Source organism: Halanaerobaculum tunisiense, from assembly GCF_054657635.1.
On record NZ_BAAHYI010000010.1, the window covers coordinates 59,920 to 80,522 of the forward strand.

24 protein-coding genes and 8 tRNA genes are annotated in these 20,603 nt (G+C 35.7%); 21 read left to right on the forward strand and 11 right to left on the reverse strand.

The features are described from left to right. Positions 1-10 precede the first annotated feature (10 nt). The 5 genes from bioA (at position 11) to ACYQ3D_RS09510 (ending at position 4,377) form a co-directional block, all read left to right on the forward strand. A complete protein-coding gene (gene bioA, locus ACYQ3D_RS09490) occupies positions 11-1,372 on the forward strand; it encodes an adenosylmethionine--8-amino-7-oxononanoate transaminase (protein ID WP_459838123.1) in 1,362 nt (453 codons plus the stop codon). Positions 1,373-1,515: 143 nt separating this feature from the next. Continuing rightward, the gene (locus ACYQ3D_RS09495; protein WP_459838125.1) at positions 1,516-2,034 is read left to right on the forward strand and encodes a nitroreductase family protein; all 519 of its coding nucleotides are present in this window, start codon (positions 1,516-1,518) and stop codon (positions 2,032-2,034) included. A gap of 99 nt (positions 2,035-2,133) precedes the next feature. Continuing rightward, positions 2,134-2,325 (forward strand): 4-oxalocrotonate tautomerase DmpI, encoded by a 192-nt coding sequence (dmpI, locus tag ACYQ3D_RS09500; RefSeq protein ID WP_459838126.1) that lies wholly within the window; start codon positions 2,134-2,136, stop codon positions 2,323-2,325. A gap of 253 nt (positions 2,326-2,578) precedes the next feature. Beyond that, on the forward strand, positions 2,579-3,688 hold the full coding sequence (locus ACYQ3D_RS09505) for a DUF362 domain-containing protein (protein WP_459838127.1): 1,110 nt from the start codon (positions 2,579-2,581) through the stop codon (positions 3,686-3,688). 182 nt (positions 3,689-3,870) lie between these two features. Beyond that, positions 3,871-4,377: a flavin reductase family protein gene (locus tag ACYQ3D_RS09510; protein ID WP_459838128.1), complete on the forward strand. Its 507-nt coding sequence runs from the start codon at positions 3,871-3,873 to the stop codon at positions 4,375-4,377. A gap of 44 nt (positions 4,378-4,421) precedes the next feature. Here ACYQ3D_RS09510 and ACYQ3D_RS09515 read toward each other — a convergent pair whose 3' ends face one another. Beyond that, a complete protein-coding gene (locus tag ACYQ3D_RS09515) occupies positions 4,422-4,862 on the reverse strand; it encodes a MarR family winged helix-turn-helix transcriptional regulator (protein ID WP_459838129.1) in 441 nt (146 codons plus the stop codon). Between the two features lie 88 nt (positions 4,863-4,950). Next, complete coding sequence (locus tag ACYQ3D_RS09520) at positions 4,951-5,574, reverse strand: DUF4397 domain-containing protein (protein WP_459838130.1); 624 nt, start codon at positions 5,572-5,574, stop codon at positions 4,951-4,953. A gap of 107 nt (positions 5,575-5,681) precedes the next feature. On the opposite strand from ACYQ3D_RS09520, the gene ACYQ3D_RS09525 reads away from it, so the two are divergent. The 4 genes from ACYQ3D_RS09525 (at position 5,682) to ACYQ3D_RS09540 (ending at position 10,362) form a co-directional block, all read left to right on the forward strand. Continuing rightward, positions 5,682-6,434 carry a gamma-glutamyl-gamma-aminobutyrate hydrolase family protein gene (locus ACYQ3D_RS09525; protein WP_459838131.1) on the forward strand — a complete coding sequence of 251 codons (753 nt, stop codon included), beginning with the start codon at positions 5,682-5,684 and terminating at the stop codon, positions 6,432-6,434. 36 nt (positions 6,435-6,470) lie between these two features. Beyond that, positions 6,471-7,973: a Na+/H+ antiporter NhaC family protein gene (locus ACYQ3D_RS09530; protein WP_459838133.1), complete on the forward strand. Its 1,503-nt coding sequence runs from the start codon at positions 6,471-6,473 to the stop codon at positions 7,971-7,973. Between the two features lie 177 nt (positions 7,974-8,150). Further along, complete coding sequence (locus ACYQ3D_RS09535) at positions 8,151-9,452, forward strand: deoxyguanosinetriphosphate triphosphohydrolase family protein (protein WP_459838135.1); 1,302 nt, start codon at positions 8,151-8,153, stop codon at positions 9,450-9,452. A 16-nt stretch (positions 9,453-9,468) separates the two neighbouring features. Then, a complete protein-coding gene (locus ACYQ3D_RS09540; protein WP_459838138.1) occupies positions 9,469-10,362 on the forward strand; it encodes an MBL fold metallo-hydrolase in 894 nt (297 codons plus the stop codon). A gap of 79 nt (positions 10,363-10,441) precedes the next feature. Here the strand turns inward: ACYQ3D_RS09540 and ACYQ3D_RS09545 are convergent. After that, a tRNA-Ile gene (locus ACYQ3D_RS09545) sits at positions 10,442-10,518 on the reverse strand. Between the two features lie 174 nt (positions 10,519-10,692). Between ACYQ3D_RS09545 and ACYQ3D_RS09550 the strand changes: the two genes are divergently transcribed. The 8 genes from ACYQ3D_RS09550 to ACYQ3D_RS09585 all read left to right on the forward strand — a co-directional run bounded on the left by ACYQ3D_RS09550 (position 10,693) and on the right by ACYQ3D_RS09585 (position 15,680). After that, a complete protein-coding gene (locus tag ACYQ3D_RS09550) occupies positions 10,693-11,181 on the forward strand; it encodes a superoxide dismutase family protein (RefSeq protein WP_459838139.1) in 489 nt (162 codons plus the stop codon). A gap of 87 nt (positions 11,182-11,268) precedes the next feature. Then, positions 11,269-12,351 carry an NADH:flavin oxidoreductase gene (locus tag ACYQ3D_RS09555; protein ID WP_459838140.1) on the forward strand — a complete coding sequence of 361 codons (1,083 nt, stop codon included), beginning with the start codon at positions 11,269-11,271 and terminating at the stop codon, positions 12,349-12,351. Positions 12,352-12,616: 265 nt separating this feature from the next. Further along, on the forward strand, positions 12,617-13,489 hold the full coding sequence (locus tag ACYQ3D_RS09560; RefSeq protein WP_459838141.1) for a DUF362 domain-containing protein: 873 nt from the start codon (positions 12,617-12,619) through the stop codon (positions 13,487-13,489). A gap of 88 nt (positions 13,490-13,577) precedes the next feature. Further along, positions 13,578-13,925, forward strand: a complete 348-nt coding sequence (locus ACYQ3D_RS09565; protein WP_459838142.1) for a hypothetical protein — start codon at positions 13,578-13,580, stop codon at positions 13,923-13,925. Between the two features lie 60 nt (positions 13,926-13,985). Next, the gene (locus ACYQ3D_RS09570; RefSeq protein ID WP_459838143.1) at positions 13,986-14,453 is read left to right on the forward strand and encodes a 2-thiouracil desulfurase family protein; all 468 of its coding nucleotides are present in this window, start codon (positions 13,986-13,988) and stop codon (positions 14,451-14,453) included. A 4-nt stretch (positions 14,454-14,457) separates the two neighbouring features. Then, complete coding sequence (gene trmL, locus ACYQ3D_RS09575; RefSeq protein ID WP_459838144.1) at positions 14,458-14,916, forward strand: tRNA (uridine(34)/cytosine(34)/5-carboxymethylaminomethyluridine(34)-2'-O)-methyltransferase TrmL; 459 nt, start codon at positions 14,458-14,460, stop codon at positions 14,914-14,916. Positions 14,917-14,967: 51 nt separating this feature from the next. Beyond that, positions 14,968-15,138 carry an aminotransferase class IV gene (locus tag ACYQ3D_RS09580; RefSeq protein WP_459838162.1) on the forward strand — a complete coding sequence of 57 codons (171 nt, stop codon included), beginning with the start codon at positions 14,968-14,970 and terminating at the stop codon, positions 15,136-15,138. A gap of 218 nt (positions 15,139-15,356) precedes the next feature. After that, positions 15,357-15,680, forward strand: a complete 324-nt coding sequence (locus tag ACYQ3D_RS09585) for a thioredoxin family protein (protein ID WP_459838145.1) — start codon at positions 15,357-15,359, stop codon at positions 15,678-15,680. Positions 15,681-15,723: 43 nt separating this feature from the next. On the opposite strand, the gene ACYQ3D_RS09590 is transcribed toward ACYQ3D_RS09585, so the two are convergent. The 7 genes from ACYQ3D_RS09590 to ACYQ3D_RS09620 form a co-directional block, all read right to left on the reverse strand. Continuing rightward, positions 15,724-15,810: transfer RNA gene (locus tag ACYQ3D_RS09590), tRNA-Tyr, on the reverse strand. Between the two features lie 24 nt (positions 15,811-15,834). Next, positions 15,835-15,910 (reverse strand) — tRNA-Thr (locus ACYQ3D_RS09595). Between the two features lie 4 nt (positions 15,911-15,914). Beyond that, positions 15,915-15,991: transfer RNA gene (locus ACYQ3D_RS09600), tRNA-Asp, on the reverse strand. A 233-nt stretch (positions 15,992-16,224) separates the two neighbouring features. Beyond that, positions 16,225-16,300 (reverse strand) — tRNA-Glu (locus tag ACYQ3D_RS09605). A 4-nt stretch (positions 16,301-16,304) separates the two neighbouring features. Continuing rightward, positions 16,305-16,380 (reverse strand) — tRNA-Lys (locus tag ACYQ3D_RS09610). 31 nt (positions 16,381-16,411) lie between these two features. Further along, positions 16,412-16,488: transfer RNA gene (locus ACYQ3D_RS09615), tRNA-Arg, on the reverse strand. Positions 16,489-16,494: 6 nt separating this feature from the next. Further along, positions 16,495-16,571: transfer RNA gene (locus ACYQ3D_RS09620), tRNA-Pro, on the reverse strand. Between the two features lie 226 nt (positions 16,572-16,797). Here ACYQ3D_RS09620 and ACYQ3D_RS09625 point away from each other — a divergent pair. Next, the gene (locus ACYQ3D_RS09625; protein WP_459838146.1) at positions 16,798-17,409 is read left to right on the forward strand and encodes a dimethylsulfonioproprionate lyase family protein; all 612 of its coding nucleotides are present in this window, start codon (positions 16,798-16,800) and stop codon (positions 17,407-17,409) included. A gap of 36 nt (positions 17,410-17,445) precedes the next feature. On the opposite strand, the gene ACYQ3D_RS09630 is transcribed toward ACYQ3D_RS09625, so the two are convergent. After that, a complete protein-coding gene (locus ACYQ3D_RS09630; RefSeq protein ID WP_459838147.1) occupies positions 17,446-18,399 on the reverse strand; it encodes an L-lactate dehydrogenase in 954 nt (317 codons plus the stop codon). Between the two features lie 156 nt (positions 18,400-18,555). Here ACYQ3D_RS09630 and ACYQ3D_RS09635 point away from each other — a divergent pair, with 156 nt between their 5' ends. The 3 genes from ACYQ3D_RS09635 (at position 18,556) to ACYQ3D_RS09645 (ending at position 20,591) form a co-directional block, all read left to right on the forward strand. Continuing rightward, entirely contained in the window at positions 18,556-18,999 is a 444-nt protein-coding gene (locus tag ACYQ3D_RS09635; protein WP_459838163.1) for a Fur family transcriptional regulator, read from the forward strand. Positions 19,000-19,021: 22 nt separating this feature from the next. Then, entirely contained in the window at positions 19,022-19,933 is a 912-nt protein-coding gene (gene uvsE, locus ACYQ3D_RS09640; RefSeq protein WP_459838148.1) for a UV DNA damage repair endonuclease UvsE, read from the forward strand. 145 nt (positions 19,934-20,078) lie between these two features. After that, positions 20,079-20,591 (forward strand): NADH-quinone oxidoreductase subunit NuoE family protein, encoded by a 513-nt coding sequence (locus tag ACYQ3D_RS09645; RefSeq protein ID WP_459838149.1) that lies wholly within the window; start codon positions 20,079-20,081, stop codon positions 20,589-20,591. Positions 20,592-20,603: the final 12 nt, after the last annotated feature.

Here is a 20,603-nt window from a genome sequence, read left to right on the forward strand (position 1 = left end):
AGGAGTTAATATGACAGAAGCAATGTCTTTGATAGAAAAAGATAAAGAATATGTCTGGCATCCTTTTACTCAAATGAAAGAATGGGTTGAAAAAGATGAGCAGTTGATTATTGAACGAGGTGAAGGAATCAAGTTATATGATACTGAGGGAAATGAGTATTATGATGGTGTTTCTTCTATCTGGCTTAATGTTCATGGCCATCAAAAAGAGGAATTAGATCAAGCTATTAAGGGTCAGTTAGGTAAAATAGCTCATTCCACGATGTTAGGCTTAGCTAATGAACCAGCTACAAATTTAGCAGAAAAGTTAGTTGAGATTAGTCCGCAAGGATTAAATAAAGTGTTTTATTCAGATAGTGGTTCTACAGCAGTAGAGATTGGGCTTAAGATGGCTTTTCAGTATTGGCAACAACTTGAGGAGGACTTTGGCCCTAAGGATAAGTTTATCAAGTTAACTAATGCTTATCATGGTGATACTATTGGTTCAGTCAGTGTAGGAGGTATTGATCTATTTCATGAGATTTATAAGCCAATGTTATTTAATAGCTTAAAGACTCCTTCCCCCTATTGTTATCGTTGTCCTTTTGATGAAGAAAGAGAAGAATGTAATTTCACTTGTATTAAAGAGTTAGAGAAGATGATGCAAGAACGTCATCAAGAAGTAGCAGCTTTAATTATTGAGCCATTAATGCAAGGTGCTGGAGGAATGATTGCTGCTCCTGAAGGTTATTTAGCTAAAGTTAGAGAACTATGTGATAAGTATAATATTTTATTGATTGCTGATGAAGTTGCTGTTGGATTTGGTCGTACAGGAAAGATGTTTGCTTGTGAGCAGGAAGATGTGAACCCTGATATTATGGCCGTAGCTAAAGGAATCAGTGGCGGATATTTACCTATTTCAGCTACCCTAACAACAGATAAAATCTATAATGCTTTTTATGATGATTATGAGACACAAAAGACTTTCTTTCATGGCCATTCTTATACTGGTAATCCATTAGCAGCAGCAGTTTCAGTAGCTAATTTAGAATTATTTGAAGAAGAAGACATCTTAGATCAGATGCCATCTAAGATTGAATCAGTAATAGATAAACTAGTAGAATTTGAAAATTTAGAACATGTAGGAGATATTCGCCAACAGGGATTAATGGTTGGTATTGAGTTAGTAGAGAATAAAGAGACTAAAGAACCTTATCCTTGGCAAGAAAAAATAGGAGTTCAAGTTTGTATGAAAGCTAGAGAAAAAGGAATGATTATTCGCCCCTTAGGTAATGTAGTAGTCTTTATGCCACCTTTATGTAGTACTCGGGAACAACTTGTAGATATGTTAGATATAATTTATGAATGTATTGAAGAGGTAACTATAAAATAAATTCCGCAGGCTCCTGAGAAGGAGTCTTTTTTATTTTAGTAATTAATAATTGAAAAATAATACCTGCTAATAGTTAAACTTGTTATTGGATCTATAATATGTTATGGTTTAGTTAGACGTCTAATTAAATCAGGAGGGATAAAATGAGTATTATCTTTGACCGGAGGAGTATTCGGAGTTATACCTCGCAATCAGTTTCTGAAGAGAAGATAGAATATCTATTACAAGCTGGCATGGCTGCTCCATCAGCAATGAATGAGCAACCTTGGGAGTTTGTAGTAGTAGATAAAAGAGAGATTCTAGATCAGATTCTAGAAGTTCATGATTATGCTCAGATGGTTCCAGAAGCTCCACTGGTAATTGCTATTTGTGGCAATCAAGATTATTTAAAAGCAAATGATGCGCAAGCAGCGCAAGAATATATGGTACAGGATTGTTCAGCAGCTACCCAAAATATTTTATTAGCTGCTCAAGAACAGGGACTTGGTTCGGTCTGGTTAGGAGTTTACCCTAGAGAAAAAAGGATTAAAGGTATTCAAAAGTTATTAGACTTACCAGAAGAAATCACACCTATTTCTTTGGTAGTTATTGGGCATACTAATCAGGACAAAGAAGCTAATGATCGGTATTTAGAAGATAGAGTACATAGAAATCAGTGGTAAGTGAATTGATAATTGATAATGGAGAATTGAGAGTTAAAATCTCTAAAATTATAAATTGTCAATTTTCAATTCTCAATTATATAAATTGGAGGGATTAAGATGCCAATTATTGATTTTAATGGTCCAGAATTAAGTAAAGAACAGAAACAAGAATTAGTTAAGAAGTTTACTGAGGCAGCTAGTGAAGTAGTAGAGTTACCTGAAGAAGCATTTATAGTTGAAATTAATGAAATTCCACTAGAGAATGTAGGAGTAGGAGGAGAACTATTATCTGAGCGAGAAGATAAGTAATATAGTCGTCAGTAGATTTATCATGAAGCGGTCGTAAGACCCGAAAGGTGTGCTATCTGCTGTGAGCCAAGTCAAATTCTTCAATTTAAAACCATAGATCCAGTTCAACCTTTTAAAATATAGCAATAATAGGGGGGTTAAAGGTTTTGAATTGACTAATAGCACATAGCACACAGCTCATGACTGTATCACCTGTGGTGACACACTTGCTGAAAGATATTTTTAATTTTTAACTACCCAAGGAGGTAATATAATGTCAAGTGATGTTTATTATTCCGATATCAGAAGTAATACTCAACAGAATAATTTAGTTAATAAATTATCTAAATTATTTAAGGAAGCTGGTTTTAATGATTTGATTGGAGAGGATGAGTTGTGGGCAATTAAGATGCACTTTGGTGAATTAGGTGGTAATGCTTTTATTCGGCCTATGTTTGCTCGGAGAATGGTAGAAGAAATTAAACAGAATAGTGGAAATCCTTTTTTAACAGATGCTAATACTTTATATTCGGGAGCACGTTCTAATGCAATTGATCACTTAAATACAGCAATTGCTAATGGATTTGGTTATTCTACTGTCTTAGCTCCTTTAGTTATTGCAGATGGACTTAAAGGTAAGAACTTTACTGAAGTAGAGATAGATGGAGATCACTTTGATTTTGTTAAACTTGGTTCGGAAGCTATGCAAGCTGATGGAATGATTAGTATGGCTCACTTTAAGGGGCATGAATTAACTGGTTTTGGAGGAGCAATTAAGAATGTTGGGATGGGACTTGGGAGTCGTAGTGGAAAGCAAATGATGCATGCTGTTGTAGAACCAGGAGTTAATATTGAAGATTGTGTTGCTTGTGGTGAATGTGCTAAATGGTGTAATCATGATGCAATTGCTGTTGATCAAGTAGCTAAGATTGATTTAGATACTTGTGTTGGCTGTGGGGAATGTTTAGTTAGCTGTCCTACTGATTCTATTTCTACTGAGGGTAAAGCAGATGCGCCAGTGGGAGTCCAAGAGAGAATGACAGAATTCACTTTAGGAGCAGTCCAAGATAAAGAAGATAAGATGTGCTATATTAACTTTGTGATGGATGTATCTCCTCTTTGTGATTGTACTCCTTGGTCAGATCAGCCAATTGTAAATGATATAGGAATTTTAGCTTCTGATGATCCTGTTGCTTTAGATCAGGCTTGTGCTGATCTTGTAAATCAACAACGAGGTAATAAAAATAGTGCTCTAAAAGATAATTTTGAGCCAGGAGAAGATAAGTTTAGAGGAGTTCATCCTGATGTAGATTGGGAAGCTCAGTTAGCTCATGGGGAAAAGATTGGTTTAGGAAGTAGAGATTATAATTTGATTGAGGTCTAGGCCAAGATCAAGGTTAAGGTTGAGTTTGAGATAAATCGTAATTTAAAGTTATAAAAGTAGATGCCTATACCATATAATTTTAGTGTATGATTATAGATAAATTGATAGTCATCAGAGTGGTTATCTATTATTTGATTTTAATTATCAATTGTCAATTCTAAATTATTATGGGGAGGGGTAAGATGCAGCAAGTTCCTTATGATGCTTATATGCAACAAGCGACTAGAGCTATTAGAGATGGTGCTTTTTTAACAGTTAAAAGTGGTGACGAAGTTAATACAATGACTATTGGCTGGGGTAGTATTGGTTACATCTGGGGCCAACCTTTCTTTTTAGTAATGGTCAGAGACTCTAGATATACATACGAGTTAATTGAGGAGGCAGATGAATTTACAGTTAGTATTCCTCTAGATGATAGCTTCCAAGAAGAATTAAGCTTTTGTGGGACTAAATCAGGTAGAAATTATGATAAATTTGCTGAGTGTGATTTAACTGCCTTATCTGGTAAGCAAGTAACTACCCCAGTAATTGGAGGCTGCGATCTACATTATGAATGTGAGATTAAGTTTGAACAGTTTATGGATCAAAGTAACTTAGATCCCGAAATCGACCAGCAATGGTATGCTGAGGAAGCTTATCATAAGCTTTACTTTGGTAAAATCGTAGGTTGTTATTTAGATGAAGAGTAATTAAGTAGAGCACTAAATTGAGGTTAACCTCAATTTAGTGCTCTTTAATAGTTATCAATCATTTTTTTAAGAGTATGAGCACAGTTTTTAATCTCTTCTTCGGTTAATCCAGTAAATAATTGTTGTTTGATTTTAGCTCCTACTTTCAAGAAAGTATCCAGTACTTTCTCTCCCGAGTCAGTTAACTTCAGTCTACTACATCGTTTATCTTGAGGACAATCCTTGCGGACTATATAGCCTTTTTCCTCTAACTTCTGGACTACTACAGTAACAGTTGGTTTAGTTAAGGAGAGATGGCTGGCTAAATCACTTAGTTTTAAATTTTTATTTTCCCGTAATAAAAATAAAGCTTTAGCTTGGGTAGGATGTAAGTTGGCTATATTTTGTTTTTTATTTTCTTTTTTTATCTCTTCAGTCAAGATTTTATTCAGTTGCGAGACAATAAGTACTATATCTATAGAACAAATAGAATGCATTGAATTCATATAACCCTCCTTTTTCTGCTGTGATCTTACTTTATTATATCATAAATCACATATAATTAAAAAAGATCAGGTTATATTATTTAACTAGTTAAAATTGGATATATGAGTTTCCATCTAGAGGGATTACTACTTGTAGAGGAGGAGAACCATCTACTACTCCAATAGCATATATAGTATAGAAGTTATTAGGTTGTAATGTCATATTAGGAACATAAAGAATTCTATCATCAGTACCTGTAGGAAATAATTCTATAGTGTAAGTTTTCGGGCTGACTGATATATAGTCAGTTACTTCTTTATAGCCTACATCTTTAAATAAGATTGGCCCGCCAGGTAAAGAAACATCTAGATTAGAAGCAGTAGGAGCTAAATTAGCAAACCGAAGAAAGGATTTACCAGGTTCAATAGGAATCCGAGGGTCTTCTACAGGTAATAATGAGACGTTAGGAGGTTGACCAATAGCAGCTACAGTAGTAATCGTTTGGGCAATAATTTCTAAAGAAGTATCGATTAAAGGATTAGTCTTATTACCAGTGGGAAAGACTTTAACTCTAACAGTTCCCGCTGGAATTGGTAAATAGTCTGTAAAATTGCGATAACTTAAATTACGAGCTACTAGATTATTATTAGCATAAATATCTACAGCGGGAGCATTAGGAGCTGCATGAAAGATTCTAATATAGGATTTGTCCTTATTAGTAGAGTGACTCATTTTTTCACCATCCTTTCTAGTTGTTGATCCTATAATAATTTATGTGTTATAATTTAAATAGTGATTAACTAATGGACATAATATAATAACTACAAGGAGAGATAGACATGAAACCTTTAATTGGGATAACTAATTATTATGTTGATAGTAATGAATTAGGAACTTTAGAAGATAGATCACGAGGATTTATTGGACAGGATATGGCAATGTGTACTATGGATTATCCCCGAGGAATAAAAGAAGCGGGGGGCGTTCCTGTACTGTTAAGTAATATAGTTGATGAAGAATATATAGCTAATCTTGTAGATCGGTGTGATGGTTTTTTGTTTAGTGGTGGGGCAGATCTTGATCCGTTATTATATGAGGCAGAACCAGCTCAGGATTGTGGGGCAATAACTCCTGCTAGAGACCAATTTGAGCTTAAATTATTAGATAAGGTAATCCAAGCAGGCAAACCAATCTTAGGCATCTGTCGTGGTCTGCAACTGATAAATGTCTATTATAATGGTACTTTATATCAGGATTTGGACCATTATCAAACTGAGACTAAACACCATCAAGCTTTGGAATTTCCTAAATGGTATCAAGTACATGAGGTAGAATTAAGAACAGATTCTCATTTGGCTCAAGCCTTTGGTAGAGAGCAGATTAGGACTAATAGTCTTCATCATCAAGTTATTAAAGAAGTAGGCGATAATTTAGAAGTTACAGCTATAGCTGCTGATGGAGTTATTGAAGCTATTGAACAACCAGGAGATTCTTTTCTAGTAGCAGTCCAGTGGCATCCGGAAATGATGTTTGAAGAGATAGCGGAGCAGACAAACTTATTTAAGTATTTTATAGATCAAGTTAAGAAGTAACTTGTACACTAAGTAGTGAGTAGAGGAGGATAGAATATGGAAATTGCTCATTATGGTTTGTTATCTTTGTTACCGACTATTATTGCTTTAGGATTGGCTATTTGGTCGAAGAGAGTAATTGAGTCTTTATTGGCAGGTTTATTGGCCGGATCGTTGATTATTGATAGTGCAACTAATGGACTTGGTCATGCTATTTTATACTCGATCCCTAACTTGTTTGATACAATTGTTGGCCATCCGGCTAATGAAGAAGCTGGTTTAGAAGGGATTGGGATTCTCGGCGGAGCTAGTCTAGCGAAGATATTTATAGTTGTCTTATTATTAGGTGCCTTTATTACTTTATTAGACAAGTCAGGTGGTGCATTAGCTTTTGGAGATTGGTTATCTGAAAAAGTTAAAGGTAGACAAGGTGCCCAGAATGCAACAGGGATTATGGGATGTTTGTTATTTACTAGCGCTTACTTTAGTTCTTTAGCTACAGGAACAGTCTTTAGACCGATCTATGATAAACTAAAGATCTCGCGGGAAAAGCTAGCTTTTCTGTTGGATTCTACATCAGCTCCGATTAATACTTTAGTTCCTGTTTCGGGCTGGGTAGCTTATATGTCAGTACTCCTAGAGGATAACATCCCTAGTGTGGAGAATGGAATAGTTGGTTTAGTGAAGACGATTCCTTATAATTTTTATAATATCTTTATGCTAGTATTTGTCTTTTTGCTAGCTAATAAAGTGATTAAGGATTATGGACCAATGAAAAAAGCAGAAGAGCAGGCCGTTGAGGGAGATACTGATTATACAGGAACTGAGACTGATTCTGCTGAGGAAGTTAAAGATGGTACTGTAGCCGATATGATGTGGCCTTTAGGAGTTTCTATAGTTTCACTTGTTACTTTAGGCTCCTGGAATTATACTTTTGCTAGTCTACCCTTTTTTAAAAGTTTAGGTGTTTCAAGTATTCCGTTAGGGAGTCGAGATATGTTACTGATTAGTTTTACCTTAGGATTACTTGTTGCCTTCATTAAGTATGTATCCAGTGGTTTAATGACAGCAGAAGAATTTTTAGATGAAGGATTAGAAGGAACTAAATCAGCTATTACTGGGGGGCTAATTATTATTTTGGCTGTTAGTTTAGGAGATATTCTCCAAGCCCCTGCTCCTGAAGGATTAGGTGCTGCTAAGTATATTGAAGCTATTGCCTCAGGTAATATTCCGCCAGCAATAGTTCCAGTAGCAACCTTTGTTCTCGGTTCTTTTATGGGCTTTTCGATGGGAACTTCCTTTGGAGTGTGGGCGATGATGATTCCAATAGCAATTCCTCTTGTTTTAGCTACAGGAGGGAATCCTTTTGTAGCAGCGGCAGCTGTCCTGTCTGGAGGAACTTTTGGTGATCATTGCTCTCCAATTTCTGATACAACAATTATGTCTTCTATTGGGGCTGGATGTGAGCATATGGATCATGTAAATACGCAACTACCTTATGCTTTAACTGTAGCTGGTTTTTCTGCTATAGCTTTTCTAGTAACAGGTTTTATATTTTAATTACTCAGGTGCTATGTTAAAATATAGCACCTCTTTTACTAATTAGGAGGGTTATTTTGAATAACTTTGGTAAAAAGATAGTATCCTTTTTAATGTAGCAGGATTATTATCTTATAGTTTAAGTATATATGTTTTTTATACTCATAATTCTCAGGCCAAATAAAAAGGAGGATAATTATGGAATCTGATCTAAAATTACAAGATAAAGTACAAGATTATAAGCAACAACTGAATCGAGATATTTTACAACAAAGATTTCATGATACTCAAGATAAACGACAGAGGAATCCTTTTCAGAGAGATTATGCTAGAATTTTATATTCTTCTTCCTTTAGAAGGTTACAAGGTAAAAGGCAGTTACTAGGAGTTAGTGAGGAACAATTCTTTCGGAATAGATTAACTCATAGTCTAGAAGTAGCTCAGATTTCTCGAGCTATAGCAGAAAGACTAGGCTATAAGCAACAGGAAATCTATGCTGTAGAAAGCTGTGCTTTGGCCCATGATATTGGGATTTCCCCCTTTGGCCACCACGGAGAAAAAGTATTAGATGATTTAAGCCAGGAGATTGGTGGTTTTGAGGGTAATGCCCAAAACTTAAGAGTGCTAATGGATTTAGAGAAGAAACGACCAGATGAAAGGGGACTAAATCTGACTTATAGGACGCTCTTAGGAGTGATTAAGTATTTTAAGCAAAGAGAGGGCCACGCTACTAAATTTATTTATGATAGTCACTATCACAAGTTTAAAGATTTACTTGAGAAGTATCACTTGCAAGTTAGGACCTTAGATGTTCAGATTATGGATCTGGCTGATGAAATAGCTTATGCAGCTCATGATGTAGAGGATGCCTTAAACTTAAAAATTTTTAATATAGATGAGGTGCTACATGAGTTTAGGATTAAATATGGTCCGCAGAGTGTAGCTCACAGAAAACTAAAGGATATCGTTAAAGAAGCTAGTGCAGTTGCCAAACAAGGGGAAATTTATAATTCTTCTGAGGAATATACCTTTTTATTTAATAAAGAATTAACATCTATTATAGTACATACCTTAGTCTCTGATCTTGATCTAGTAGAAGTTGCTAAGGAAGATAAAGAGCAGACTGGTACTCAGTATGATTATGAATTAGGTTTTAAGAGGCTCGGTGAGTTGGCCCAAGGTCTAAAAGATATTACTTTTGAGTGTATTAATCGGACTGATATAATTAAGAAGTATGAAAAATTAGGAGAAAAAGTAATTAGAGGTTTATACCAAGTATTTATGGATCAGGACTTTAATGCAGATAGTCGGTTTTTACCAGTTGAGTATAGAGTTAGTGAGGGAGCTAGTGATAGGCAGCGAAAAAGATTAGTAATAGATTATATTTCCGGCATGATGGATACCTATGCTATCTCTACCTACGAGAAGTTTTTTGGGGATAATAGCTTAGATAATATATACGATGAAGTTACTGAGGTAAATAGAGAGTTTAATTTTTAATCATAGGGAGGATAATATGGAATTACAACAGATTAAGGAAAATTTATATTATATTTCTAATCCAGCTAATATTGGGGTTATTAAAGCTGGGGAACAAGCTATTTTGATTGATAGTGGTTTGGATGATAGTACAGCTCGAAAAATATTAAATTTACTAGAGAAAGAGGGGTTATCTCTAGGGGCAATAATTAATACTCACTCACATGCTGATCATTGTGGCGGAAATGCTTACCTTGAGCAGGAGACAGAGGCTAAAATTTATGCGTCTCAATTAGAAGCTGGAATAGTTGAGAATCCTTATTTAGAACCGCTGTATCTTTTTTCCGGGGCCAAACCTCTGGCTGATTTAGAAAATAAATTTTTAAGGGCTAAGGATTCGCAAGTGGATACTATTATAGATGATCAACAAGAAAAGTTAGTAATTAATGGAATAGAAATAGAAATTATCACTTTACCCGGCCATACTCTCAACCAGATTGGTTTAGCAGTCAATGGGGTATTGTTTTGTGGTGATGCAGTATTTGCTAAAGGAGCCTTACGGAAACATAAAATTCTGTTTTGTACTGCTATTAGAGAGCAAAAGGAAACATTAAACTGGTTACAGGGGAGTGATTATAATTTTTATCTACCGGCTCATGGCAAATTAACTCAGGAGATTACAGAGTTAGCTAAGATTAATTTAGAGGTTATTGAAGATGTGGAGGACTATTTATTAAGTAGATTGACTAGTAAACAGACTACTGAAGATATTCTCCAGAAGCTATGTGTTGCTTATGAAGTTGAAATAACAACAACGCAACAGTATTATTTGATGAAAACAATAACTATGGCTTATTTAAGTTTTTTATCTAATACAGGAGCAGTAAAAACAGAGATCAAGAAAAATAAATTCTACTGGAAGACAGTTTAATTTAAATAAATAATAGATTATTAAAATAAATAACAAAGAGCTCCCTAATTAGGGAGCTCTTTGTTTCTAATATATAAAGTGGTGGACCCGGGAGGATTTGAACCCCCGACCGATCGGTTATGAGCCGACTGCTCTAGCCAGCTGAGCTACAGGTCCAAGAAATTTATTATTGTCTTCCTCTTTGCGACATTTACTAGTATATCGCAAAAAATTAAGCTTGTCAACAATAAATTAAGATTTTTAGTAAAAAATTATGTCTCAGACACACTAGGTGGCTGATTGGCATATTGATATTAATAAGTTTAGAGCAAACAAAAAGGAGGGCAGATTATGAGTTTTTTAAAGAGGTTATTTTTAGGCAAAGTAGGTTATGCTATAATTAAAGGAGGTCCGCTAGCACCTGAGATTAATGGTGTTGTTTACTTTAAAAAAGTAGCTCAAGGAACTAGAGTAGTAGTTAAAGTAACAGGTTTGCCAGCTTATCAACCAGGGCAGGAGGAACAAGCTCCTATTGGCCCGCATGGATTTCATATTCATCAGTTCGGAGATTGTACAGTTGGTGATCCAGAAGATCCTTTTCAAGCAGCTGGGGGCCATTATAATCCCGATAATAGTCCTCATGGCAATCATGCTGGTGATTTACCAGTTCTTTTTTCCAATGATGGAGTTGCTAGGATGAGTGTTTTTACCAATCGATTTCAGCCAGAAGATGTGGTAGGAAGATCAGTAATTATTCACCAACATCCTGATGATTTTCGCAGTCAACCAGCTGGAGCAGCAGGGAAGAGATTAGCCTGTGGAGTCATTGACTGGTATTAACTATTTGTAATTAGGAAGTAGATATGTTATTATTTAATCTAGCTCTAGAATTAGTTAGATATCTAATTATTTTAGGAGGTAATTAATATGTCTGAATTATTTGCTACAACTTTTGTGCAAGGTATGGAATTAGAGAATAGATTTATGCGGGGAGCAACTTGGGAAAACTTAGCTACTGCAGAGGGTTATTTAACAGATGATTTATTAGAGATCTATCGCGAACTAGCAGCTGGTGGAGTAGGAGCAATAATTACTGGTTACGCCTTTGTGATGGAGAATGAGCAGCCTAATCCGGGGATGATGGGCATTTATGATGATTCCTTTATTGAGGAATACCAAAAGTTAACTGAAGCGATACATAACCAGGGGAGTAATGCTATACTCCAGATAGCTTATGGCGGTTCGCAGACTCATTATCCACCAGAAGGTAGAGAAATCTGGGGTCCTTCAGCAGTAGAGAATCAGGCAACCGGGGTAACACCTACGAGAATGACTAAGGAGAATATTCAACAGTTGGTCAATAGTTTTGCTGAAGCTGGTTTGCGAGCTAAAAAAGCTGGTTTTGATGGAGTAGAAATCCATGGGGCCCATGGTTATTTATTGAGTCAGTTTTTAACTCCTTACTATAATAGAAGAGAAGATGAATACGGTGGCAGTATAGAGAATAGAGCTCGGATTATTTATGAAGTCTACGAAGCTATTAGAGAGAAAGTAGGTCTAGATTATCCTGTTCTTATCAAACTTAATTGTGCTGATTTTATAGAGCAAGGTTTAGAATTTGCTGACAGTAAGAAGGTAGCACAGGAGCTTGCTCAGAGAGGAATTGATGGGATTGAGATTAGTGGCGGTTGTGAATCTTCTCCTCGTGAGCAAGGAACTATTAGAAGTGGGATAGATGCTCCAGATAAGGAAGCTTACTTTCAAGACTATGCTGCTCAGATAGCTGAGGAAGTGGATGTGCCAGTTATTCTAATAGGCGGCAATAGGTCACTGGATGTCATGGAAGATGTCTTAAAGACTACTGAGATAGATTATTTTTCTTTAGCTAGACCATTGATTAGAGAACCGGACTTAATCAATAAGTTTCAATCCGGAGAGCAAGAAGAAGCAAAGTGTATTTCCTGTAATAAATGCTTTACTCAAGAGGGTCATAGATGTATTTTTAATTAGTTATCATAATTATTTTTAACTCCCTAGAGATAGGGAGTTTTTTTATTAGAGAGGATTATCGTGAGTGAGAAGAAAAAAGATAGAACTCAACTAGGGAATGATAATTCCATTTAGTGGTTAAAATAGATACTGAATAATTTTTAATTCTATTAACTATCAACTCTCAATTATCAATTCTAAATCAAAAAGGGGGAGGGATAGTATCTTACGTAACCGAAAAATCAAAGAATCTAGTGTAGTAGTAGGGGAAGGACTAGAAGGGGATGTGATTCAGTGGTCGCTAGATCAACTGCCTGTTGCTGAAGCAATTAGTAGCCAGGATACAGTAACGATTATTCCTAACTGGGTCAATACTAATGCACCTCAGACAGGAACGGTAGTTGGCCCGGATTCTTTACAACAATTGATCCAGTATATTAAAGGGTTAGCCCCAGCTAAGATTGTAATAGCAGCTGGTTCAGGAGGAGCAGAGACCAAACAAGTCTTCCAGCAGACAGGATATCAGGAAGTGATTGCAGCGGAAGAAGTGGAGTTTGTTGATTTGAATTATGGCCCTTATGAGGAGTTTACTCTGGATCATTCTCGGATAGATAAAATTAAGTTAAATAAATTATTAGTAGAGACTGATTTTATGATTTCTTATACTCAGATTAAGCATCACGAAGAAGCAACAGCTTCTTTAGGAATTAAGAATATTGCTCTTTCCTGGCCTCCAGCTGAGCTACATGGATTTCCTAAAGCAGATCAGGGCATTCATGAGGACTTACACAAATTTATTATTGCTATGGGAAAGTTAATTCCTATTGATCTTACTATTTTAAGTGGTGATCAAGGAATGGTAGGTACTGGGCCTTCAAATGGAAAGCCAGTTAATGCAGATTTAGTAGTGACAGGAACTGATCCAGTAGCAACTGATGTAGTAGGAGCTAGATTATTAGGGTTTAGACAACAGGCAGTCCATTATTTACATAATCTAATCAAATCTCAAGTAGGAGTAGGAAATGTTAAAGAGATTAATCTGCAAGGAATACCCCTTGACCAAGCGGAAGAGAAGTTCAGCCAGGCAGCTTATGATTATCCAATAGTAATTGATCAAGATCAATTACAGCCACTACATTTAAGAACTAAACAGCAATAATTATTATTGAGTAGTTAGTAGCTGCTCTTTTTTATTTTTTGCACAGAATTAATTATAGCTTAATAGAATATACTAGAGGAGGGATATAATGTATGATTTAGAAGTAAAAAAGGAATTTATAGTTATTAGAGGAAGTGATGTAATAGATGAAGTAGAAGCTACAAAGTTATGTGATCAGGTGGTTAATTTATTGGCTGATACTAAAGTGAATAAGCTATTATTAGATGTAACAGAGGTTAATTTAGAAAAAAGTAACTTTGATGTCTTTATTCAAGCTCTATCTAAACTAGAGTTGGATAAAATAGCTTTGATTTTAGAAGAGTTGATTTCTCAATTTAAATTTAATCTCTGGCGAAGAAAATATCATAAATATGTAACTATTGAACAATTTAGTCTTTTCACTTCTGCTCAGGAATGGTTAATGGGAAATGATTGAGAATGGACAATTTAGAATTTAATAATTGTAAATTGTAAATTACTATAAAGGAGTAATCATATGATTTTAGTTAGTGCCTGTTTATTAGGAGAGGATTGTAAGTATGATGGTGGTCATAATTATCACCCACAATTACAGGAATTATTAGTTGATAAAGATATTATTTCAGTTTGTCCGGAGAGAAAGAGTGGTTTGCCAACTCCTAGACCTCCAGCTGAGATCCAAGGAGGAACTGGAGTAGATGTGTTAGCTGGAAGGGCTAAAGTAGTTACTAAAGCAGGTAAAGATGTGACAACAGAATTTATTACCGGAGCCAAGTATACTTTGGAGTTGGCCCAAGAGAATGATTGTCAGTTAGCAATTTTAAAAGCGAGAAGCCCTTCTTGTGGTAGTAACTCGATTTATGATGGTAGTTTTACTGGTCAACACCAGCCAGGAAGAGGAGTAACTACTGCTTTGTTAGTCCAGGAAGGAATTAGGGTAATTAATGAAGAAGAAATAGATAGTAATTTAGAAATTAAGGAGTGATAATGTGCATATTGTTTTATATCAACCAGAGATACCTCCTAATACAGGTAATATTGCTCGAACTTGTGCTTGTACAGGAGTCAGTTTACATTTAATTAGACCTTTAGGTTTTTCTACTGATGAAAAAGCCGTTAGGAGAGCAGGACTTGATTACTGGGATAAAGTTGATATTGAATATCACGATAGTTTAGAAGAGTTATTTAGTGAATATTCTGCTAGTAATTTTTATTTTGCTACTAAATTTGCTAGTGATTATCACACAGAAGTAGATTATGAGTCAGATGATTTTTTAGTTTTTGGGCGAGAAACTGCTGGTTTACCTGATTATATTTTAGAGGATTATCCTGAGCAGTGTATTAGGATCCCTATGCGAGAGGATATTCGCTCACTTAATTTGGCTAATTCAGTTAGTATTATTTTATACGAGGCTTTAAGACAGACTGGTTTTGCTGAATTAATTTAAAGAGGAAGGGCTAATGGAGAATATACTACTTTAGAGCAGGGAACTGTTTCGATTCAAGATAGAGGTTTTTTATTTGAAGATGGATTCTATGAAGTAATTAAATTATACGGAGAGAAATTATTTAAATTAGAGGAACATTTGGAGCGTTTATTGGCTAGTACTAGTCAGATTAAGGTAGATTTGGATTATAGTTTGGCCGACTTAAAGGAGTTGTGCCGGTAAGTATTAGCTCGGAACCAAGGTAATCACCGGAGTAAAGAAGGTAGTCTTTATTTACAGATCACTCGCGGGACTGCTCCTTGGAGTCATAGTTTTTCTGCTGATCTTAAGCCGAATATAATCATTTATTTACTACCGGCTAAATCGCTGCCGACTAGTCTGTTTTTTTTATTAAGATAACATTAAATCTTTAAATTATTAGCGAAGGAGTAATAAATACAATGAAGAGATTTCCTTCAGTTACTGATGATAATTTTACAAAGGTTATTACGAAACATGAACTTGTACTGATTATTTTTTCTAGTCAAGATTGTGGGTATTGTCAATTAGCTAAAAGAAATCTAGAAGAAATTATTGATCAATTACCTGAATTACCAGTTTATGAGGGGGTAATTTCAGAATTATCAGAAGTTACAGAAGAATATAAAATTACTAGTGTACCAGTTTTTAAACTTTTTGAAAAAGGAGAGGTAGTTTATACTGGTTTTGGAATAAGAGAAAGTAAGGATTTATATTATCAATTAAATTCTTTTCTCTTGAAATGATAAACAAAAAATAAAAAAATCTGGCTGATTGCCAGAAGTAAAGTGGTGGAGGGGAGAGGATTCGAACCTCTGAAGGCATCGCCGGCAGATTTACAGTCTGCTCCCTTTGACCAGACTCGGGAACCCCTCCGCATTATTTAGTTTACAGTTAAAGTGGAGCTGACGACCGGACTTGAACCGGTAACCTGCTGATTACAAGTCAGCTGCTCTGCCAATTGAGCTACGTCAGCTTAATGGCGGGGACGACGAGATTCGAACTCGCGATCTCCGGCGTGACAGGCCGGCGTGTTAACCAACTACACCACGTCCCCATAATAATTGACAGTTTATAGTTTACAATTTACAGTTGGATTCAAAATCTAATTCAATAACAATAATTGATTTTTTAATTGTTAATTCTCAATTGTACATTGTGAACTGTTAATTAAAATTGGTACCCCTTTGAGTCTAAAACCCAAGACTCTCCGTGGATCTAAATAACTACAACTTCACTCAAAATATTACTTCTTAAATAAATCTCTTAAGTGTATTGATTAAATTATAGTGGTACCCCCAAGGGGATTCGAACCCCTGCCGCTGAGATGAAAACCCAGTATCCTAGGCCGCTAGACGATGGGGGCAGAATGGTGAGCCATGGAGGAGTCGAACCTCCGACACCCAGATTAAAAGTCTGGTGCTCTACCAGCTGAGCTAATGGCCCACGATAAAAGTAATTGTTAATTGTTTGTTATTGGCGCGCCCGGGAGGAGTCGAACCTCCAACCTCCAGATTCGAAGTCTGTAACTCTATCCAGTTGAGCTACGGGCGCAAATAATGGTCGGAGCAGCAGGATTTGAACCTGCGACCCCCTGGTCCCAAACCAGGTGCTCTGCCAAGCTGAGCCATGCTCCGTTATTTATGCTGTGTTTTTCAATTACAGCGACTACTATTATAAGTTATTTAGACTAAATTGTCAAGAGAGAAATGAAATAAATTTTATCTAAGTCGCTTTTGGGCAATCTTTTTTGCGACGACATCTAATAATATAACATTAGTTTTTTTGTTTGTCAATGACTTTTTTTAATTTTATCTCCAATCTGCTATAATAATTATAGTTATTAATTAGGAGGTAGAAAAGATGAAACGAACTCTATGGCGATCTCTACTAGAAGAATATTATAGGTTGTATAGCTCAGTTGAAATAACAGGTAGTGATTCTATTGCTCAGCACCAAAAGGAAGTACTAACTAGAATGGAAGTAGGTTTTGATCAGTTTAATTTGCAGACTAGAGAACCAGCAGTCAAGCCAGTGTGTGACTATTTACCTGAGATTATTACTAGATCTTCTTATCCATCTGTAGTAGATTTGATTGATTCTTTACAGTCTAATTTAACCTGGGAGTATGGGTATGATGAGTTACCAGAGGAGTTAGCAGAAAAATATGCTTATGCAGAGATAATGAGTCCCCAAGGGCCAATTATAAATTCCGATTTAACTTTAGGTTTAGTTTTACTAGGTCCTAATTGTACTTATCCTCAACATAGCCATGCTGATATAGCTGAGTCCTATATTTGTATTAGTGGCCAGGTAATTGTTAATGATCGAGGCGTTTTCCCACCTGGGGGCTTGATTTATAATTCTCCGGGAGAGCTTCATGAATTATCTACTGCTAGTAATGGTTGTTTACTTCTTTATGCTTGGGTGGCAGAAGAAGAGATCCTAGTGGAGAATACTATGGAATTTGATTAGGATATTAAAACAAGGGGATTAATTCCCCTGTTGGCTTTATAAATCCAACTCTTGAATTGTTTCTTGTAGTTTAGTAGCTGATTTTTGAAAGGCCTTTTTTTCTTTATCATTAAGAGGTAAGTTTAGCACTCTATCTACTCCTGAGCCATCAAGAACTGTAGGTAAACTTAAGCAGACATCATTGACGCCGTATTTATCTTCGATCAAACTAGAGATAGTTAAGATAGAGTTTTCATTTCGCAAAATACTGCGAGCAATGCGAGTTATCGCTAAGGCAATTGCGTAATAAGTTGCTCCTTTGCGTTCAATAATCTCATAAGCAGCATTTCTAACTTTATCAGCAATTTTTTGTCGGTTATTATTACTGCAGTCTTTGGTACAGATTGGACAGTAGTTATCTAGTTTAGTACCAGCAATATTAGTTAAACTCCAGACCGGAACTTCGCTATCGCCGTGTTCACCAATAATATAGCCATGGACATTATTAGCAGCTACTCCACAGTTTTTACTGATTAAAGATCTAAATCTCGAACTATCAAGTACTGTACCAGAACCAATAACTCTTTCTTTAGGGAAGCCAGATAATTTAAGTGATACATATGTTAAAATATCTACTGGATTACTAACAATTAATAGAATACCATCTTGATTATATTCAGTAATTGAAGGAATGATATCTTTGAATATTTCTGTATTTTTCTTGACTAAATCTAATCTAGTTTCATCTGGGGCTTGGTTAGCTCCAGCAGTAACAATTACAATATCAGCATTTTTACAGTCTGCATATTCACCAGCATAGACTTCAACTGGTTGAACAAAGGACGCACCATGGGTAATATCCATAGCTTCCCCTTCAGCTTTTTCTTTATCAATATCAATTAAAGCAATTTCAGAAGCTACTCCTCTAATCATTAGAGCATAAGCAGTAGTAGCTCCTACTCCTCCTGCTCCAATGATAGCTATTTTATTGATTTCTTTTTGTTGTTCCATAAATTGTCCCTCCTAAATGTAGTATGAACTAATATTTATCTTTCTATTATTAGTTATTTAATAATAGTTATTATTATCCTTGTTAAGAGTGGTTTTTTGACAGTTGTCTTGATTAATGGTATACTGAAGGAAAAAATAATTATTATCATTAAAGGGATGAGAAAAGTGAGCCACAAACAGCGTAGAATGACTAAGCAACGGAAGAAGATTTTGGAAGTTCTGAAGGGGACGACTTGTCATCCGACGGCTGATTGGATTTATAAAGAAGTGAAGAAAGAGATCCCGAATATTAGTTTAGGTACTATCTATCGGAATTTAAATGTACTTCAGGAAATGGGTAAGATCCAAGAATTGAATTATGGTAGTGATTATAGTCGGTTTGATGGTAACCCAGAAAATCATTATCACTTTACTTGTTTAGAATGTGGAGCAGTACTTGATGTTGAACTTGAAGTTGACCAATCTTTAAATCAGATGGTGGCTGACCGAATAGATGGCGAAGTAAAATATCACCGAACAGAGTTTTTTGGACATTGTGCGATTGTACAGCTGAATAAACATAAGCCTCCTGGGACACCCAGGAGGCTTATGTTTATCTAGAAAGGTAGGTTGAATCTTTAGTATGGAATTAGGTTATGCTTGTTTAAACTGTAGTCTGGAGGATTGTAAACCTAATCGGGGAACTACAGTAGGTTATCTAAAAAAGTTAGATCCCGAAGAAAAATTAGCTAAATTAAATTCTCTGTTAGAGGAGAATCTGGCTAATACTCTGCGCATTCTCCAATTTAATCTAGCAAAAGAGATTAAAGTATATCGTTTATCTTCAGATATTGTTCCCTTTGCTACTCATCCTGTGACTGATGGTTGGGATTATATTAGTGCAGGACAGGATAAACTAGCCGAGATCGGAGACTTTATTAAAGGTAATAACTTACGAGTTAGTATGCATCCTGGTCAATATACAGTACTAAATAGTAATAAGGAGGATGTAGTAGAAAGAGCAATTGCTGATTTGGAGTATCACTCGCAATTATTACAGGCTATGAATTTAGATCCTAGTTATAAGTTAGTTTTACATATTGGTGGGGTCTATGGTAATAAAGAAGAGGCTATAGTTAGATTTAAGGATAATTTTAGGCGATTGTCAACTGATATTCAGGATAGGTTAGTAATTGAGAATGATGATACTTCTTATCGTGCTGCGGAAGTTTTAGAAATTGCAGAGGACTTAGAGATTCCAATGGTCTTTGATATGCACCATTTTAATTGTAATCATAGTGAAGAGGAATCTTTAGCAGAGTTATTGCCCCGAATATTTGCTACTTGGCAAGGTGTGAAACCTAAACTACATTTTTCTTCGCCCCGAAGTGAAGAAAAATATACTAGTCATGCTGCTAATATCAATCCTCAAGATTTTAAAGAGTTTGTGACTAGAGTCAAGGAGATTACAGAGCAAGATTTCATTGTTATGTTAGAGTGTAAGAATAAAGACCAGGCGCTACTAAAGTTGCGGTCAGAATTGGAGAATATATAAGTTTCAGTTTCAAACTCAAACTTAATACTGCTTAAGAAGTTGATGGGATTAATTTCCCATCTTTTTTCTTTTTAGGGCATAAAAATAGTAGTTGGCACTAATAATAGTGATGAGTTTATAAATTATCTATAAATGAGGTGGCAGTATGACAACTACAGAAGTCCAGACTTCGGAAGATGAATTTGCTAGTCAGGAAGAAAGAGAGAATTATAGTAAATTACAGGATGTATTAGAGGAAGCAAGAGCAGAGAATGATCGAAATATAGTTAATATTCTTCATCAAGCGCAACAGATATTTGGTCATGTATCTCGAGATGTACAAGTTAGAATAGCAGAAGAATTAGGAATTCCTTTAAGCGAGATATATAGTGTAGTTAGTTTTTATTCTCTTTTTTCGACTACTGCGCGGGCAGATTATACAGTAGAAGTCTGTATGGGGACTGCTTGTTATGTGAAAGGAGCGCAGGAAGTTTTAGATAAGTTTGGGGCGGAGTTAGATATTGAGCCTGGGGAAGTAAGTGAAGATGGGGAGTTTGGTTTAGAGACTACTCGGTGTATAGGAGCTTGTGGTCGAGCTCCAGTAATTGTGGTTAACGAGGATATCCACGGTGGAGTTGAGGTAGAGGATATTCCTGATATACTACAGCAGTATCAATAAGAAGGTGGTGGA